Below are 13020 nucleotides of genomic sequence, written 5' to 3' on the forward strand. Positions count from 1 at the left end.
CGGCAAGAGGGTACTGATGGCGGCAGCCGTGCGATCAAGAAGGTCGATGTGTGAGAGGTCTGGCGAGAGCAGTTGAGCCAGTCGAGCCTGCTCAAGGGTTGCAGCAATGAGCAGACGGATGTCGATGAGATCGGCGCGAACGTGCAGAAGTCGGTTCAAGAGATCACCGGCAAGTACGCCGCCCAGGGCATCACGGTGGACTTCACCCTCTTTGGTCACCTGCACGCCAGCGCGATCGGCGACTACCACGCCCGCAACGCCTCCCTGGTGGGCAGCAACGCCTACTCAGAAGCAGGTCTGAACTTCTGCAGCAAGGCCGCCCAGAACGTCCATGTGGTGACACCCGGAACCATCGACGGGATGAAGGTCGACCTGCAGGACGTGTCCGGCATTGAGCCCTATCCCTTCGCTGCCGAATGGGAGGCCTACTGCCCCAAGAGCGAGCGCAAGCTCCACACCCCCTCTGTCGTCTATCAGGTCGTCGTCTGATGTCGCATCCCATCTCCACCCACGGCTGCTCCTGCCGCCAGCAACCTGAGCAACTCGATCTCCAGCGCACGCTGCTCCAGACGATCACGGGCCTGACGCAGCTGTTGAGCCAACTCAACCAGCCCACTGCGGCGGTGGCTCCGGTGGCGGTGCCAGCTCCCCGCGGCAACGGCCTTTGGGATGAGTTGTCGGTCGTTGAACTGCGTTCACTGCTGCGCAGCTATCCGATCGATCGCAGCTCGCTGCCGGCGCCGATCGAACTCCTGCGCCGCTCAGAACTGATCGAAGCCCTCCATCAGATCCAGACCATCGTCCGCTGAACACACCACAGAGAGATCTATGACTGCAACCTTGACCGCCCCTGTCCTTGGTGAACCCAGCCCCGGCTCAGCTGAGGCTCTCGTACTCCTGGCAGCAGCTGGTGTCCTCCCAGCCGAAGCTGGAGTGGAGGACCCTCGCTTCTCCGCCGAGTCCATCACCACCTGTGTCTCCCGCCTGCTTGAGGTGAAGCACCAGCAGGAGCTCTTGGCTCACGAGCAGAAAGAACTGAATGAACAACTGCGCCTGGCGCACCTGCGCGGTGATCTGCGCTCCCATCTGCCGGCCGGCAAAGACGGCCAGGGCTATCAGATCACTCCCGATCTGGTGCTCAACCGCCGCGCCGGCCGTAAGCAATGGAGCTATTCGATCGGCTGCAAAGAGATCGAGTGCCAGCTCAAGGCACGCCAGAGCTACGAACAGCAAATCGGGATCGCCAGCTACAGCGTCGGCGCGGCATTCTGGGACATCAGAGCCGGCAGGGGTTGACGCCTGACAGCAGACCTCTGGCTCTCCTCCGCCCTGGGCTATGGCTCGGGGCTTTTTGCTGTAGATGCCCCTCCTCAGGGCGACAAGAAGCAGCAGAGTTTCTATAACGCCCCCAGTGGATACGGCTGCCATGGGACTGCTCTACGAACTGCTGATCGACTCCGCCGATGGCACCACCACCGTGCGGATCGAGGCCGACAGCCGCGAGGAAGCACTGGGAAACGGCCAGGAGCTCTTCCCGGGCTGTCGCCTCGCACTGGTGAATCCCGAGCCGGGAGAACAGAACGGTTGATGTTGTAGAGCTGCCGTTGGGTTGGCAATCTCGGTGGTTCAGGCTCGCCTCGGCCTTGAGAACCAGAGACTCAGCCCGGAGAGGATCACCACCAGAGTGAAGATGCCGAGCAGAATCGAGTAGTACGGCTGCAGATTCAACGGTCCGAAGCGTCCGGTGTGAATCTTGAGTAGCCAGAAGGCATCCACGCCCTGCTCCAGCAGGAGGCTGTAAAGCGAGCCGCTGGCGGCCGTGAGCAACAGCGGTGCCGCTGCCAGTGGAACGAGCAGTCGATGCAACCGCCGAGCCCGGTGTTGCAGAGAGCGGGGCATGGGCGTCACTCCTCGCGCAGTTCCTTGTGCAGCATCGCTTCGTTGCTGCAGGGCATCCAGCGGCCGTTGTTGTCGTGCACCCCATCACAGCCGAGCTGCTTGGCCCGTTGCTCGGCCTCGGATCGGGTCGAGTAGAGCCCCTTGGAGTGGGCCCAGCTGGCTTGAGGAAGTAGCAGTGTGGCGCTGAGCAGCACTGTGACAATGGTGCAGCGCTGGGGGACTGGGCTGATCACAGTGAAAACAGAGCGTCGTACTTGTAGTAAGCCGGTTTGTTGAGACCGTCACGCCGAAGCATGCGGCGCAGCTCGATGATTTCGCGGCGCTGGGTCACGATGATCTGGCGCGCCAGCCGCAGGATTGTGGGGTTGGTGGATTTATCCAGGGCGTCGTGCGCCATCTCCAGTGCACCGCCGTGGTGCTGAATCATGCCCTCAAGAAACCAGTTCACCCGGGTTTCAGGGCTGGGGGCCGATCCGCTCATCTGCATCGCCGTGATCTGTGCGGCGCTCATCCGCCGCAGGGCTTCCAGGCTGTTGGGATTGCCACCGGGAGGCAGCATCACTGGATACACCGGAGCCTGGGGATACCAGGCTTTGCGCCACTGCCCCATCGCCTTGATCTCATTGCTCTGCTCATTCCAGATGCCGTTGGCCAGGGCTCCCACGCCCGGTGAACCAATGTTGAATACGAATTCACTCATGCGCAGCGCACCGATGTGGTGCTGCACCATGGCGTCGATCCAGCGCAGGTCGTAGGTGCTGCCTGCAGGGCCCACCGAATGGTCATGCCCATGGTGCGGCTGTTGGCTCGGTTGCCGTTGATGGTGGTCGTGGTTGTGATCGTGACCTGAGTGATCCATCGCCGGCTGTGCCACGGACACGGCCGGTAGCCAGAGGGAGGCAAAGGCAACCAGAGGAAGAAGGCGACGCAAGTCGGACAGCACGAGTCCAGATAGTGTCTGGTCTCCCATTACAGGAGAGTCAATCCCCGTGACGGCTTCGGATGCGTTGCTCAAGATCGGTGCGGTGGCGGAGCGCAGTGGCGTTTCGGTGAAAACGATCCGCTTCTACTGCGACCAGGGCCTGCTCCAGCCGGTGGCGCGCTCTGATGGGCGCTACCGCCTGTTCGACGACTCGGTGTTTGCCGAGCTGGCCTTGATCCGCCGTCTGCGGGCCATGGATCTACCGCTGGCGACGGTTGGCACTGTGCTGGGTGCACGGCGATCCGGGAATTGCACCTGCAACGATCTCCAGGCCACGATCCGCGGCAAGCTCACCGAGATTCAGCAGCGCGTCCACGAACTACAGAGCCTGGAAGCCGAACTCAACACGATGCTGAACACCTGGGAGCGCTGCGGCGGCCGTTGATGCGTTGCGCGATCAGCGCAGTGCTCAGGCTTCGATCAAGATGTTGCCCATCATGCCGAGCTCCTCGTGATCGAGGATGTGGCAGTGATACACGCTCTTGCCAGCAAAGTCGCTGAAGCGGGTGCGCACGCGCACGGTTTCGCCAGGGCGCACCAGCACCACATCCCGCCAGGCCCGGTAGGGCTCAGGCCTGCCATTGCGGCTGATCACCTGCATCGGATTCACATGCAGATGGAAGGGGTGATCCATCACGCCTGTGTTCAGCAGCTCCCAGTCCTCTGTGTCTCCCAATTGCACGCGCGTGTCAATGCGCCCATGGTTGTAGCTCTGGCCGTTGATCAAAAAGGCCATGCCCATGCCTGGTGCCATGCCGTGATTCATCACAAATCGGCGCGTACGCAGCGGGCTGGGGAGCTCCTCCACCGCTAAGAGCTGCTGCGGCAGAGGCTGCGGCGCTACAACGCCATTGGTGCTCACCGTTGCGATGACATCAGCTTGTTCCTGGCCAGACACCGCTCTCCCCATGCCCATACCCATACCCATGCCCATACCCATGCCCATACCCATGCCGCCCATCATTGGGCGCCCCAGGCGCCTGTAGGGGAGGTTGTTCAAGCGAAACCGACCACCTTCGGGAGCCACCTGCACCAACACATCGGCACGCTCGCCGGGCACCAGCAGCAACTCCTGCAACGGCAGTGGTTGCTCCAGTGCACCACCATCAGTGGCAATCAGATGCATGGTGTGACCCTCCAGCGCCAGTCGCCAGAAGCGGGCATTGGAGGCGTTGAGAAGGCGTAGGCGCAGCAAGCCGCCGGCTGCAACCTGCAGCTCGGGCTTCACCTGGCCGTTCACGCTCAGAATCGAGCCTTCTCGGCCAAGCATCACACCAGAACCGGAGCGCTGGTTGGCGGCTGGAAGATCCTTGAGCACAAGCACTTCTTCCTGGGCCGCCTGCACTTCAGGGATGCGATCGAGATCGCCTCTCACCAGCAGCGCACCACCCAGGCCACCAAACACCTGGTCAGCCACCGTTCCATGGTGATGGGGGTGGTAGTAGAAGAGGCCCGCCGGGTGATTGTCCGGCAAGGAGAAGCTGCAGCTCTGTCGCTGGCCAGGAGCAACCCTCAGGAACACATTGTCGGCTGCTCCGCTGGGTGGAATGTGCAGGCCGTGGTAGTGCAGATTCGTTGGCTGAGTCAGGCGGTTGTGCAGCTGGATCCGCACCGCATCACCAGGCTGCAGTTCAAGCTGGGGGCCAGGGAGTAAGCCGTTGTAGGTGAGTGCCCGTCCTGATGTGCCAGGGATGCTGATGGACGTTTCCTGCGCTACCAGATCCAGCTCCAGCAGGCCAGCTTGAGAGCGCACTGGCGACGTCGCCGCCGCGTTGATGCTCCTCCGTGGATCTGGGGCCCAGCCATGGCAGCCATGGCGCAGAGCCGCGACTGAGGCTGCTGCAGTGCCACCGGCTGCCAGGGCGAGAAAGGAGCGCCGGCTGATCACAACGCACCCCCAGAAGCAAGAGCCATCACTGGCTGAATCAACATCGCCAAACCCATCAGCCCCATGATCAGATTCTCAGCGAAGCTCACCACCCCCAGCGGTGTGCGGGAGTTGCCGCCCACGCAGGCACAGTTCAGTGCCAGGTGATCGACGAACACGGCTTTGCCGACGGAGACCATGCCCATCACACCGAGAAGCACTGCTGTCACGCCAATCACAGCTTCAAGGCCCATACTCTCGGCCGATTGCAGCATCCCAAGTCCCACCAATAGCTCAACAGCGGGATACAGTTTTCCCCAGGCCTGCCAACGCTGCGTGAGCAGGTCATATTTGCGGAAGCTTGCAGCGAATGCCGCAATATCCATCAGCTTGAGCATCGCCAACAGGCAGATCGCCAGGCCCATGTAGCCCCGGATTTCGCCCCCTAATGCCAGGTTGATCAACAGAGCGCTCAGGAACACAGCGATCACTGGTGCGTAGGACACCTCTGCTGTTTCCGCGGTGACACCAAGCCGTTTCGCCAGCTCGGTGTAGCCCCCAATGCGCTCCGCGCCGGCAAACACCTGCGGCGTGGTGGTCACACCGTGGGCATGCTTGAAGGCTTCCACCTCCGCCTGGCTGCGCAGAGGATGATCCTCAAACGGAATCCCCTGGGCGCGCAGGAGCTGAAGCGCGCGCTGCCCCCACGGACAGGCATGCTCGGGCGTCTCCATCCTGTAGAGACGCACAGCGCTGAGTTCCGGCTTAGCCATCACCCTCCACCGTCTGGAAGGCTTGGGTCCGGCCGGATTCGGTGAAGGTGAACACCGTGTAGCTCTCTGTCTTGAACGGTGATTCCATGCCGGGCGAACCGAGCGGCATACCGGGTACGGCAATTCCGGCCACCTGTGGGCGTTCCTTCAGCAGCCGCTGAATCGCCGACACTGGAATATGACCCTCAACCGTGTAACCCCCAATCCGGGCGGTGTGACAGGACTGCAGCTGAGGTGGAACGCCGTAGCGCTGCTTGATGCTCGCAAGGTTGCTCGTCACGTAGTCCTTCACTGTGAAGCCGGCTTGCCTGAGGTGGTCCAGCCAGCCTTTGCAGCAGCCACAGCTTGGGGAGCGATAGGCGGAAACCACCGCAGGCACAGGTATGGCGGCGACTGGAGGCATCAACAGAGGCACAGGAGGACGGCGACTGCTTCCACCGTAAACACTCCAGTCGGTGGAGAGTCAATGGGGTGGCTCAGCCGCCGGAATCTCCAGGGAGAAGCAGCTGCCGCATCCAGTCCTGGAGTGCACCTGGATTGCTGCGCGATGGCGGACGGCGATGGCTTGCGCGATGGCCAGCCCCAGCCCACTGCCACCCTGGAGGCGTGAGCGAGACGGATCCAGTCGCGTGAAGCGATCAAAGATTCGGCCCTGCATCTCCTCAGCGATGCCAGGTCCGTTGTCGGTGATTGAAAGCTGGAAATGGCGACCCTGGTGCTTCAGGGAGACGTCGATCGCGCCACCTGCTGGGCTGTGCTGCATCGCGTTGCTCAGCAGATTGATCACAAGCCGGCTGAGTTCTGTCTCCGCCCCAAGCACCTTGGCACTGGACATCCATGACGTGTGAATCAGGCTCACCTGAGCAGCCGCAGCTGTCTCTGAAAAATCCTCCATCACATCGGCCGTGATCTCGGCGAGATCACACACCGTTGCCGGCTCCCGCTCGCAGGGTCGTTCAAGGCTGGCGAGCAACAACAGGTCGCCGATCAGGTTCTGCAGGCGCCGGCCCTGGGCCAGCACCCGATCCCAGCGTCCTGTCTCCACCACTGCCATCAAGTTGGCCAGCGGGGTGCGTAATTCGTGGGCCACATCGGCGCTGAACTGCTCCTGTCGCTGATAGGCCTCCAGTAATGGTGCCATCGCCAATCCAGCCAGCCACCAGCTGGCAGCGCCCATGGCCAGCAGCGCAACGAGGAAGACAGCATGTCCCAACCACACCAGCTGTTGTGCTTCCCGGTCCAGATCGTTCAGGCTGTGTGAAATCTGAAGGAATCCCCAGACGGGTTCTCTGTTGCTGTTGGAGTGATGCAGATGAATGGAGTAGGTGAGCCAGCGCCGGCCAGCGGGTTCTTGCGTGAGCTGCCAACCTTGATCAGCCGCTGGCGGGAGCAGGATCGGAGCCCCGGGGGAGCTGGCCAGCAGAGCACCGTTGGGATCGAGAACACGCAGCTTGTAGCGGTCGGAATCGGTGGCACTGATGGCATGGCGTTCAACCAATGAATCCGGTGCCTTGCAAGGCTCTCCTGCAATACAGAGGCCCGGTAGAACCGAAACAAGTGCGGGCGTGGGCCGGGCCGCCTGCGGCAGCAGGACAGGCTTGAGACTGTCGTGCAGGGTGCCGGCAAGAGCTTGCAGTTCACGCCGGATGGCGCTGTCCTGGCTCTGCAGCAACAGCCGTCCCATCGCGAACCCCGCGCCGTAAAGGAGTGCACCCATCACCAGCAAGGAGAGTCCCGCCAGTCTCAATCGAGCTTGAAATAACAGGCGATGCGCTGGCGTTTGGATGGTCATCACAGCAACACCGCAGCATGCGGGTTCAGCCGATACCCCTTACTCGGTATGGTTTCAATCGGAGAAGCAAGCCCATGAGAAGCAAGCTTGCGCCGCAGCAATCGCACCTGGGCGGCAACAACATTGCTGATGGGATCCTGCTGCAGATTCCACAGTTGGTTGCGCAAGCGTGAGCCGGAAATCACCTCACCGGGGTGTTCCAGGAAATAGCTCATCAGTTGCTGCTCTTTCGTGGAGAGCTCAATGCAAACCTCAGCTGCGGCTGTTGCCACGAGCAACTGCCCCGCGGCGAGATCCAGCCGGAAGCAACCGGCTTCCAGGAGCGGCGCCCGATAGCTGGGCTGTCGCCGCTGCAACGCCCGTACCCGTGCGAGCAGCTCCTCCATCGCGAAGGGCTTGCTCAGATAGTCGTCCGCGCCGACATCCAGGCCCTCAACCCGGTCGGCTGTTTCGTTACGGGCCGTGAGCAGCAAGAGCGGTAGCGCCAGGCCCCGCGATCGCGTTCGCCTGCACAGATCGAGGCCGCTGAGCTCCGGGAGCATCCAATCAAGAATTCCCAGGTCGTAGTGGGCCTGATCACTCCCCAGAAGCACCCAGCCGTCCTGACCGCTGACGCAGTGATCCACCACATGGCCCTGGCCCTCCAGGACTGCCTGGATGGATCGCGCTAGATCCATCTCGTCCTCCACCAACAGGATCCGCATGGGCATCGGCGTGGCGGATCAACAGGGCACAGATCTTAGTGAGGGCAGTGGATTTCATCTGTTTTTCATCCCGGTTGTGCCAACTTCCGCCTATCCAGTGCTTCCCCAGGCCTTTGCTTCCCCGAATCCTGCAGCTGGCGGCCAGCGCCAGCCTTGCTGCCACAGCCTTACTCGCAGCGCCCATCGCCACGCCCCTGGCCCTGGCGCATGTGGGCCATGGCGATGAATTTCAACAGCAGGGCGAGGCGCGGCAGGTGCGCCGCAACGCCGACACCGATGCCTTGCTGGGGGTGGCCACGGCGACGCCGGAAGACGGGCCGGATGGGCTGTCGGTTCCCTCCACCGCCCTGGTCGACGCCAACGGCAAGCCACTGCTGTTCGTGCAGACCCAGACCACCTACGACCCCGTGCTCGTGGTGACGGGGGGCAGGCAGGGCGACCGGGTTGTGATCAGCGAGGGCCTTGATCCCACCGACGAGGTCGTGATCTCCGGCGCCCTCTCGCTCTACGCGGAATCGAAAAAGACACAACAGGCTGAGCCGGCAGCAGACAACAAACCCGCTCCGCAACAGGAGCGCACAATGGCGAGCGAGTCCGCTCTGCCCGTCCCGGCCCTAGCAGCTGGCGCTGCTGTGGTGCTCGCCTCTGGTGCCATCTGGCTGACCCGCCGCAGGAAGACGGATGCTTGAGCGGTTGCTCAACACAACGCTGCGGTTTTCGATCGCTCGCCGCTGGCTGATCGTTGCCGCAGCCATCGCCATCAGCCTCTGGGGCCTGCTGGCGGTGAGCCAGATGCCCCTGGATGTGTTTCCCCCCTTCGCGCCGCCGCAGGTGGATGTGCAAACCAGCGCCGCTGGGCTCTCACCAGAGGAAGTGGAAACCCGCATCACGCTGCCGATCGAATCGGCAGTGAATGGCATTGCCGGGGTGGAGACCGTGCGCTCCTCCTCCAAGCCGGGTTTGTCGATGGTGCAGGTGGTGTTCAACCAGAACGCCGACATCTACCGCGCCCGCCAATCCGTGGCGGAGCGGCTGCAACAGGTGAGCGCCCAGCTGCCCGCCAACGCCGACGCTCCCGAGGTCTCCCCACTGGTCTCGCCACTGGGCACGATCCTGCAGGTTGCCTTCACGGTGACCGGCGATGGCGCCACATCGCTCATGGATCTGCAGCAGCTGATCCTGCGCTCTTACCGCCAGTCAATCCTGGCGGTGCCCGGCGTCGCCCAGGTCACGATCTACGGCGGCGATGAGCAGCAGTTTCAGGTGCTGCTTGATCCCCAGGAGCTGCAGGCTCAGGCTGTCTCGCTCCAGGCGGTGATGGAGGGTGTTGGCTCGGCGATGGCTACCAGCCCTGGGGGCTTCCTGATCGGGGGTGGCCAGGAGCGGTTGATTCGCCCCCTGGCTCAGGTTACGCAGGTGAGTGATCTCGCCGATGCGGCGGTGCAGAGCGAGCAGGGACGCCCGGTACTGCTCTCCACCTTGGGCCAGGTGAAGCGCGGTGTGGCGCTCAAACGCGGTGATGCCAGTTTCAACGGAAATCCCGCCGTTGTGCTGATGGTGATCAAGCAGCCCGATGTGGATACACCCACCGTGACTCGGGCGGTGGAGCAGCGGCTGACTGAGTTGAACCGCACGCTGCCTAACGATGTACAGGTCCAGACCACATTTCGTCAGAGCAATTTCATCGATAGTGCCATCCGCAATGTGAGCGAGTCGCTGCTCCAGGGGGTGGTGATCGTTTCGGTGGTGATCGTGCTGTTTCTCATGAACTGGCGCGCCGCCGTGATCAGCCTCAGCGCCATTCCGCTGTCACTGCTGATTGGCCTGATGTTGATGAAGAGCCTGGGCCTGGGCATCAACACCATGACCCTGGGTGGGCTGGTGGTGGCGATCGGTTCGGTGGTCGACGACTCGATCGTCGACATGGAGAACTGCTATCGGGGGCTGCGCCGCAACCGGGCCAGCGACACGCCCAAATCGCCCCTGCAGGTGGTGTTCGACACCTCGGTAGAGGTGCGCCAGCCCGTGCTGTTCTCCACCGTGATCATCGTGGTGGTGTTTGCGCCGATCTTTTCGCTCACCGGCGTGGAAGGGCGCATCTTTGCGCCGATGGGCCTGGCTTATCTTCTCTCCATCGCGGCCTCAACATTGGTGGCGGTGACCCTGTCACCCGCGTTGTGCGCGATCCTGCTTGCGCCTGCGGAGCTGCCAGAGGAGAACACCTGGCTGGCTAACCAGGCCGAGCGGCTCTACCGCCCGATCCTGGATCTAGTCCTGCGCTCACCCCAGCGGGTGCTGGCGATCGCACTGGCCCTGATCGTGGCAACCACCCTGATCTTGCCGGCCTTGGGGCGGGTCTTTCTTCCGGAATTCCGCGAAAAGTCATTGGTGAATTCGATGGTGTTGTATCCAGGTGTGTCGTTGGAGATGACCAACCGAGCGGGGCTTGCACTGACCCGTTCCCTGCAAGACAACCCTTTGTTTGAGTGGGTGCAGGTGCGCACGGGCCGCGCTCCCGGTGATGCCGATGGGGCCGGCGTGAACCTGGCTCATGTGGATGTGGAACTGAGCGATCAAGCCATGGCCAATCGGCCCGCTGCCATCGCCGAGCTGCGGCAGGCGTTTCAGAAGCTGCCCGGTGTGGCGCCCAACATCGGCGGCTTCATCTCGCATCGCATGGATGAGGTGCTCTCGGGGGTGCGCAGTGCCATTGCAATCAAGATCTACGGCACCGATTTAGGCGAACTGCGCCGCATCGGTGAGGCGGTGGAGAAGGCCATCAAACCCATTGATGGAGTGGTGGATCTGCAGTTGGAACCGCAGCTGCCGATTCCCCAGGTGCAGATCCACTACGACCGCCCGCTCGCGGCGGCGCTCGGGCTCACGGTGGAGGAGCTGTCGCAAGCAGTGGAGATCGCGCTCAACGGCAAGGTGGTGGGCCACGTGGTGGAAGGGGGTGTGCGCAGCGATGTGCTCGTGCAGCTTCAGGAGAATGCTCGCCAGAACCTGGAGGCCATCCGCTCGTTGCCGGTGGCCTTCAGCAATGGCATGACCGTTCCTCTCGGCAGTGTTGCCTGGGTTGAGGAAGGTCTGGGGGCCAACATCGTCAACCGAGAAGATGTTTCCCGCTTGATTGTGGTCTCGGCCAATGTCAACGGTCGGCCCCTTGGCAGTGTGGTGAAAGATATTCAGCGCACCATCACCCGGGATGTGCGTTTACCTCAGGGCTACACCATTCGCTATGGCGGTCAATTTGAATCAGAAGAGCGGGCAACCGCGTCTCTGGTCTTCTACAGCGCTGTTGCCGCAGTGGTGATCGGTGTGCTGATGGTGATTTCGGTGAAATCAGTGCCCGCCACAGTGGCGATCATGCTCAACCTGCCCCTGGCCCTGATCGGAGGTGTGGTGGCGGTGTTGCTCACGGGAGGAGTGCTATCGATCGCCTCGTTGATCGGCTTCATCACGCTGTTTGGCATCGCCGTGCGCAATGGGTTGTTGCTGGTGGACAACTACAACCGCCGCCACGGCGCAGGGCAACCCCTGGGCGAGGTGATCCGTGAGGGAAGCCTGGAGCGCCTCAACGCCATCCTGATGACAGCCCTCTCCTCGGCACTCGGAGCCTTGCCTCTTGCACTCGCTTTCGGGGCCGGGAATGAAATCCTGCAACCGTTGGCTGTGGTGGTGCTCGGTGGATTGATCACCTCCACGGCCCTGACCCTGCTGGTGCTCCCGGCGCTCTATGCACGCTTTGGCCATTGGCTGCTGCCCGCCCGCGACGGTTCGGCGTCGTCTCTTGCCTCTCTCCCGTCATGAACCTGAGCCTTAACCACCTCACGCATCACCTGCGCCAACCCGGCGTGCTTCTTCCTCTGGCGATCTCCGCATCTCTGCTGGTTGGAATCGGTGTGGGTCGCCAGAGCAGCCGGCCGGTCTCTGCGCCATCGGTTGCGGCGATGGACCGTGCGGATGCCAATGGCAGCGTGGCTCTCAGCGAAGACCAGCTTCGGCGATTGGGATTGACCACTGTTCGCCCCGAACTGAGCTCGGGCACGGAACGTCCGATCACTGGTTTTGTTGAAGCAGCAACATCGTCGCGCTCAAGCGTGGGGATGCCTGTGGCGGGACGTGTTTTACGTCTGATGGTGTCACCGGGCACCCGTGTTCGTGCTGGCGAACCGATCGCTGAAGTCCAAAGCGCTGATGCGGCTGCTGTACGCGCCGATGCCGATGCAGCGCAGGCCACGGCGCACTCGCTCGCATACCTGTACCGCCTTGCCGAACCCATGGCACGGCAAGGTGCACTCTCGACCCAGGAGCTGGAAAGCCGCCGCATCGCCAGCGTTACAGCCGCGACGACAGCCAGGGCAGCCGCTGCCAAGGCTTCAGCGCTAGGGAAGCCTGATGATTCAGGGCGTCTGTTGATTCGCAGTCCAATTGCCGGTCAGGTCACTGCTGTGAGCACCTCACCCGGTGCCGTCCTGTCTGTGGGGGAAGACGTGGCCCAGATCAGTGATGTCACAGGGGGTGAGCTTCGCTTCCTCGTGTCACCGGGACTCGCCACGAACATCAGGACCGGACAGCTGCTGCGCGTTCGAGCGGGAGCTCAGACGCTGCAGGCACGGGTGATCGCTGTGGCACCTGATGCGCAAACCGCCGGGCGCGTGATGCTGCTCCGCGCGCAACCTATTGATGCTCAACTCCCACCGATCGGAACAGCTATCACGGCCTTTGTGCAGATCCCATCCTCCGAGCAACGGTTCATTGTTCCGCAGGATTCCATTGCCCTGATCAATGGATCACCGGTGGTCTTTCGCTATCAACGGGGGGCTGTGGAACAGGTTGCTGTGGTGGTGGCCCAGCAAACGGCGGGGCAAGCGGAAATCCTTCAGGGTGTTCGTCAAGGTGATGTGCTCCTGAGAGGCAACACGCAGATGTTGCGCAACGCACTGGATGCTTCCAAGGACAGCAGCCAGAACTGAGTGAAGTTCAGCAACCCGATCAAA

General features: G+C 62.5%; 16 protein-coding genes. 8 read left to right on the forward strand and 8 right to left on the reverse strand.

Annotated features, from left to right (window positions below; all coding sequences use genetic code 11):
* The first annotated feature begins 72 nt into the window (after positions 1 to 72).
* From LY254_RS01515 to LY254_RS01530, 4 genes are all read left to right on the forward strand, one after another.
* A complete protein-coding gene (locus LY254_RS01515; protein WP_247478405.1) occupies positions 73 to 489 on the forward strand; it encodes a hypothetical protein in 417 nt (138 codons plus the stop codon).
* Complete coding sequence (locus tag LY254_RS01520; RefSeq protein ID WP_240789403.1) at positions 489 to 809, forward strand: hypothetical protein; 321 nt, start codon at positions 489 to 491, stop codon at positions 807 to 809. The genes LY254_RS01515 and LY254_RS01520 overlap by 1 nt, the downstream gene beginning before the upstream one ends.
* Positions 810 to 840: 31 nt before the next feature.
* Positions 841 to 1296: a hypothetical protein gene (locus LY254_RS01525; protein WP_247478407.1), complete on the forward strand. Its 456-nt coding sequence runs from the start codon at positions 841 to 843 to the stop codon at positions 1294 to 1296.
* A 130-nt stretch (positions 1297 to 1426) separates the two neighbouring features.
* On the forward strand, positions 1427 to 1588 hold the full coding sequence (locus tag LY254_RS01530) for a hypothetical protein (RefSeq protein ID WP_161971436.1): 162 nt from the start codon (positions 1427 to 1429) through the stop codon (positions 1586 to 1588).
* Positions 1589 to 1626: 38 nt separating this feature from the next.
* On the opposite strand, the gene LY254_RS01535 is transcribed toward LY254_RS01530, so the two are convergent.
* The 3 genes from LY254_RS01535 to LY254_RS01545 are packed head-to-tail and all read right to left on the reverse strand — an operon-like array spanning position 1627 to position 2830.
* On the reverse strand, positions 1627 to 1899 hold the full coding sequence (locus LY254_RS01535) for a hypothetical protein (RefSeq protein ID WP_247478408.1): 273 nt from the start codon (positions 1897 to 1899) through the stop codon (positions 1627 to 1629).
* A gap of 5 nt (positions 1900 to 1904) precedes the next feature.
* Positions 1905 to 2132, reverse strand: a complete 228-nt coding sequence (locus LY254_RS01540; protein WP_240789404.1) for a DUF3721 domain-containing protein — start codon at positions 2130 to 2132, stop codon at positions 1905 to 1907.
* Positions 2129 to 2830 carry a DUF305 domain-containing protein gene (locus LY254_RS01545; RefSeq protein WP_371820484.1) on the reverse strand — a complete coding sequence of 234 codons (702 nt, stop codon included), beginning with the start codon at positions 2828 to 2830 and terminating at the stop codon, positions 2129 to 2131. Before LY254_RS01545 ends, LY254_RS01540 begins: the two co-directional genes overlap by 4 nt.
* Positions 2831 to 2888: 58 nt before the next feature.
* On the opposite strand from LY254_RS01545, the gene LY254_RS01550 reads away from it, so the two are divergent.
* Positions 2889 to 3266, forward strand: a complete 378-nt coding sequence (locus LY254_RS01550; protein WP_226424081.1) for a MerR family transcriptional regulator — start codon at positions 2889 to 2891, stop codon at positions 3264 to 3266.
* A 24-nt stretch (positions 3267 to 3290) separates the two neighbouring features.
* On the opposite strand, the gene LY254_RS01555 is transcribed toward LY254_RS01550, so the two are convergent.
* The 5 genes from LY254_RS01555 to rppA all read right to left on the reverse strand — a co-directional run bounded on the left by LY254_RS01555 (position 3291) and on the right by rppA (position 8023).
* Positions 3291 to 4769: a multicopper oxidase family protein gene (locus LY254_RS01555; protein WP_371820485.1), complete on the reverse strand. Its 1479-nt coding sequence runs from the start codon at positions 4767 to 4769 to the stop codon at positions 3291 to 3293.
* Positions 4766 to 5482 carry a glutaredoxin gene (locus tag LY254_RS01560; protein ID WP_247478412.1) on the reverse strand — a complete coding sequence of 239 codons (717 nt, stop codon included), beginning with the start codon at positions 5480 to 5482 and terminating at the stop codon, positions 4766 to 4768. Before LY254_RS01560 ends, LY254_RS01555 begins: the two co-directional genes overlap by 4 nt.
* Before the next feature lie 31 nt (positions 5483 to 5513).
* On the reverse strand, positions 5514 to 5924 hold the full coding sequence (locus tag LY254_RS01565) for a DUF411 domain-containing protein (RefSeq protein WP_115070381.1): 411 nt from the start codon (positions 5922 to 5924) through the stop codon (positions 5514 to 5516).
* Between the two features lie 60 nt (positions 5925 to 5984).
* Positions 5985 to 7238, reverse strand: a complete 1254-nt coding sequence (locus tag LY254_RS01570; RefSeq protein ID WP_247478413.1) for a cell wall metabolism sensor histidine kinase WalK — start codon at positions 7236 to 7238, stop codon at positions 5985 to 5987.
* Between the two features lie 74 nt (positions 7239 to 7312).
* Positions 7313 to 8023 (reverse strand): two-component system response regulator RppA, encoded by a 711-nt coding sequence (rppA, locus tag LY254_RS01575; RefSeq protein ID WP_247478414.1) that lies wholly within the window; start codon positions 8021 to 8023, stop codon positions 7313 to 7315.
* Between the two features lie 107 nt (positions 8024 to 8130).
* Between rppA and LY254_RS01580 the strand changes: the two genes are divergently transcribed.
* The 3 genes from LY254_RS01580 to LY254_RS01590 are packed head-to-tail and all read left to right on the forward strand — an operon-like array spanning position 8131 to position 12996.
* A complete protein-coding gene (locus tag LY254_RS01580; protein WP_247478415.1) occupies positions 8131 to 8706 on the forward strand; it encodes a hypothetical protein in 576 nt (191 codons plus the stop codon).
* The gene (locus LY254_RS01585) at positions 8699 to 11830 is read left to right on the forward strand and encodes an efflux RND transporter permease subunit (protein ID WP_247478416.1); all 3132 of its coding nucleotides are present in this window, start codon (positions 8699 to 8701) and stop codon (positions 11828 to 11830) included. Before LY254_RS01580 ends, LY254_RS01585 begins: the two co-directional genes overlap by 8 nt.
* Positions 11827 to 12996, forward strand: coding sequence for an efflux RND transporter periplasmic adaptor subunit (locus LY254_RS01590; protein ID WP_115070378.1), 1170 nt, complete (start codon positions 11827 to 11829; stop codon positions 12994 to 12996). The genes LY254_RS01585 and LY254_RS01590 overlap by 4 nt, the downstream gene beginning before the upstream one ends.
* The last annotated feature ends 24 nt before the right edge of the window (positions 12997 to 13020 follow it).

This window comes from Synechococcus sp. NB0720_010, assembly GCF_023078835.1.
Classification (GTDB): Bacteria; Cyanobacteriota; Cyanobacteriia; order PCC-6307; family Cyanobiaceae; genus Vulcanococcus.